Source organism: Erwinia sp. B116 (genome assembly GCF_002865965.1).
Lineage (GTDB): Bacteria > Pseudomonadota > Gammaproteobacteria > Enterobacterales > Enterobacteriaceae > Erwinia.
In genome coordinates, this window is sequence record NZ_JRZZ01000049.1 from 1 (window position 1) to 3,448 (window position 3,448).

Here is a 3,448-nt window from a genome sequence, read left to right on the forward strand (position 1 = left end):
TTCGGCCTCTGCGCGGGCAGCGGCTTCTGTCTCAGCACGGGCGTTCTCTTCCGCCTCAACGCGGGCCGCTTCGGCCTCCGCACGGGCTTTTTCGGCCTCTGCGCGCGCAGCCTCGGCTTCGGCGCGAACTTTTTCTTCTGCTTCCGCCTGTGCGGCCTGCTCTGCGGCGGCACGGTCGGCGGCTTCCTGCGCGGCACGTTCGGCGGCCTGCTGCTCTAACGCCTGCTGTTCTTCATCCTGAGACGTTTTGTCTTCACGCCCAAGGCCAAGCCAGGAGAAAAAGCCACGTTTTTTATTCTTTGCCATGTTGCCACCACGCTCCTCGCGGGAAAAACCGGTCCGGTTCCGGTATGAAAATTCAGCTGATAATTAATCCCTTAGTCTAACACTTTCTCCAGAGGGCGTTACAGCACCCTTTTTACGTTTCCTCGGCACGTTTCGCCCGTTAAACTGTGCAACAAATTATTAAGAGTTCAGTACCATGACTAAAAAACCCCGCAGTGCATCAGCCGGGCAAATTCGCATCATCGGCGGCCAGTGGCGCGGCCGTAAGCTGCCGGTGCCTGACAGCGCTGGCCTGCGCCCGACCACCGATCGGGTGCGTGAAACCCTGTTTAACTGGCTGGCGGCCGATATTCAGCAGGCCAGATGCCTCGACTGCTTCGCCGGCAGCGGCGCGCTGGGCCTGGAAGCGCTGTCGCGCCACGCGGCCAGTGCTACCCTGCTGGAGCTGGAGCGCCCGGTGGCGCAGCAGCTGGAAAAAAACCTCGCCACGCTGGGCAGCCGCAGCGGTCGGGTAGTGAATACCAATACCCTGCAGTTCCTCGCGCAACAGGGCGAGGCGCACCAGCTGGTGTTTATCGACCCGCCGTTTCGCAAGGGGCTGCTGGAGCAGACCGTAACGCTGCTGGAAAATAACGGCTGGCTGAGCGATGACGCTTTGATCTATGTTGAGTGTGAGGTGGAAGGCGGCGTGCCGCCGGTTCCGGTTAACTGGCACCTGCACCGGGAAAAAATTGCCGGCCAGGTCGCTTACCGGCTGTATGTTCGTCGCAGCCAACAAGGAGAGAGTAACCATGCTGATTAACGCCGGCCGCGTGCTGATGATTTTTGTCTGGGCCTTTTTGCTGCTCAACCTGGTGCAGCCGTTCCCGAAACCGCTGACCTATTTTGTCAACGTGGCGCTGTTCTTTATGGTGATTATGCACGGCCTGCAGCTGGTGCTGATGCGTACCACCCAGCCAGCGGGCGCAGCGAAACTCAGCGGCGTGATGCAGCTGAAGGTGTTCTTCTTCGGCGTCTTTGAACTGCTGGCCTGGCAGAAGAAACACTTCCCGAAACAGTAAAGTCTGCCGCCCGTTTACCGGCAGCAGCACAGGGGTTGCCGGCCCGCTGCAGCGGCCTGCCAACGGCGCAAGAGCGGTTTGCCGCGCCCGCTGATTGTCAGCGCGCCGCGCATTAGCCTAGACTGAGGGGGACATTGTGGAGTTTTTCATCTGCTATCAGGGATAACGCTATGATCTGGTCCTTCCTCGCCGTACTGTTCTCCGGCTGGCTGTACGTTGATGCCACCTACCGTGGCCCGCAGTGGCAGCGCTGGGTGTTTAAACCGGTTACGTTGCTGTTGCTGCTCGGCTGGGCCTGGCAGGCGCCGATGCTGCAAACTACCGATTATCTGATCCTGCTCGGCCTGCTGGCTACCCTGGCCGGCGATGCGCTGACGCTGCTGCCGCAGAAGCGCATGCTCTATGCCATCGGAGCGTTTTTCCTCTCGCACCTGCTGTATACGCTGTACCTTGCCAGCCAGATGACGCTGACCCTGTTCTGGCCGCTGCCGCTGGCGCTGCTGATCGTCGGCGGCCTGACGATTGCCACGGTGTGGAGCCGTCTGGAGGATCTGCGCTGGCCGATAGCGACGTTTCTCGGCATCACCCTGCTGATGAGCTGGCTGGCCAGTGAGCTGTACCTGTTCCGCCCGACCGACAACGCCTTTACGCTGATGGCCGGAGCACTGCTGCTGCTGCTGTCGAATATTATCTGGTTAATCAGCCATTACCGCCGCCGCTTTAGCGCCGACAGCGCGATCGTGGCCGCCAGTTACTTTGCCGGGCACTTCCTGATCGTGCGATCGCTTTGGCTGTAACGTGCTGAGCCTCTTGACTCTGGAGTCGACTCCAGAGTGTAGGATAGGTGCAACGGGCGCTGTTGCCCGTTGTAACCGGCCAGGAGGCGTTATGCACACACACTCTTCATGTGGCTGTGGTCATCACCACGCCAGCAAACAGCACGGATGCAGCAGCACCCCGCGTCCCGTTATCCGCAAAATCACCCCCGTTGCCACCGGCGACCACGGCGATACGCCCTGTTGTGCCGAAGCGACCTGCAGCCCGGGGCACGATCCCGACGATGAGGGCGACAGGCGCAGCGGCACCGCACGCTACAGCTGGCAGGTAAGCGGCATGGACTGCCCGGCCTGCGCCCGTAAAGTAGAAACCGCCGTTCGCCAGCTGCCCGGCGTGGTCCAGGCCCGCGTGGTATTTGCCAGTGAAAAACTGCTGGTGGATGCCGCCAGCGATCTGCAGCAGGCGGTGGAACAGGCGGTAGATCGCGCCGGTTTTCAGCTGTTGCGCAGCGGCATGCAGCCCGCCGTCCGGCCCGCTCCCGGCCTGTGGCGTGAAAACCGCAGCCTGATTATCCTCGCGCTGCTGATGGCGGCCAGCGCACTCATCGCGCACTACGCTCCCGGCGCGGGAACCGTGGCGTATATCGTCACCACCCTGTTCGGCGTCTGGCCGATAGCCCGCAGCGCGCTGCGGCTGATGCGCAGCGGATCGCCGTTCAGCATTGAAACCCTGATGAGCGTGGCCGCCATCGGCGCGCTGTTTATCGGTGCGACCGCCGAAGCGGCGATGGTACTGCTGCTGTTTATGCTCGGCGAACGGCTGGAGTCCTTCGCCGCCGGCCGCGCGCGCAGGGGAGTCACCGCGCTGATGGCGCTGCAGCCGGACGACGCGGTGCGTCTGCGCGACGGCCAGCGCGAAAGCGTACCGGTCAGCGCGCTGCGCCCGGGGGATGTGATTGAGGTCGCCGCCGGCGCACGGCTGCCGGCCGACGCGCGGCTGCTGAGCCGTACGGCCAGCTTTGATGAGAGTGCGATGACCGGCGAGTCCCTGCCGGTAGAACGCCTTGAGGGTGAAAAGGTGGCCGCCGGCTGCCTGAGCATCGACCGTCAGGTCCGGCTGGAGGTGGTCTCCGAGCCGGGCCATAGCGCCATTGACCGTATTCTTACGCTAATCGAAGAAGCCGAAGAGCGGCGGGCACCGATCGAACGCTTCCTCGATCGCTTCAGCCGGGTGTATACGCCGGTGATTATGGCGCTGGCGCTGCTGGTGGCCGTGGTGCCGCCGCTGCTGCTGGCCGCCGGATGGCAGCCCTGGATCTATAAGGG

The 3,448-nt window shown here is 62.8% G+C and carries 3 protein-coding genes and 2 pseudogenes; 4 read left to right on the forward strand and 1 reads right to left on the reverse strand.

Annotated features, from left to right (window positions below; genetic code table 11):
* A pseudogene (locus tag NV64_RS20570) lies at positions 1-306 on the reverse strand (signal recognition particle-docking protein FtsY); the annotation flags it as partial.
* Between the two features lie 175 nt (positions 307-481).
* Here NV64_RS20570 and rsmD point away from each other — a divergent pair.
* The 4 genes and pseudogenes from rsmD to NV64_RS24250 form a co-directional block, all read left to right on the forward strand.
* On the forward strand, positions 482-1,087 hold the full coding sequence (rsmD, locus tag NV64_RS20575; RefSeq protein WP_056232659.1) for a 16S rRNA (guanine(966)-N(2))-methyltransferase: 606 nt from the start codon (positions 482-484) through the stop codon (positions 1,085-1,087).
* On the forward strand, positions 1,077-1,346 hold the full coding sequence (locus tag NV64_RS20580; protein WP_056232661.1) for a DUF1145 family protein: 270 nt from the start codon (positions 1,077-1,079) through the stop codon (positions 1,344-1,346). The genes rsmD and NV64_RS20580 overlap by 11 nt, the downstream gene beginning before the upstream one ends.
* Positions 1,347-1,516: 170 nt before the next feature.
* Positions 1,517-2,143 carry a lysoplasmalogenase gene (locus NV64_RS20585; protein WP_056232663.1) on the forward strand — a complete coding sequence of 209 codons (627 nt, stop codon included), beginning with the start codon at positions 1,517-1,519 and terminating at the stop codon, positions 2,141-2,143.
* A gap of 91 nt (positions 2,144-2,234) precedes the next feature.
* Positions 2,235-3,448: pseudogene (locus NV64_RS24250) on the forward strand (cation transporter); the annotation flags it as partial.

Excerpts from the sequence above, each read along its gene's own strand:
- NV64_RS20580 (WP_056232661.1), top strand. The coding sequence starts at position 1,077 with ATGCTGATTAACGCCGGCCGCGTGCTGATGATTTTTGTCTGGGCCTTT.
- rsmD (WP_056232659.1), top strand. The coding sequence starts at position 482 with ATGACTAAAAAACCCCGCAGTGCATCAGCCGGGCAAATTCGCATCATC.
- NV64_RS20585 (WP_056232663.1), top strand. The coding sequence starts at position 1,517 with ATGATCTGGTCCTTCCTCGCCGTACTGTTCTCCGGCTGGCTGTACGTT.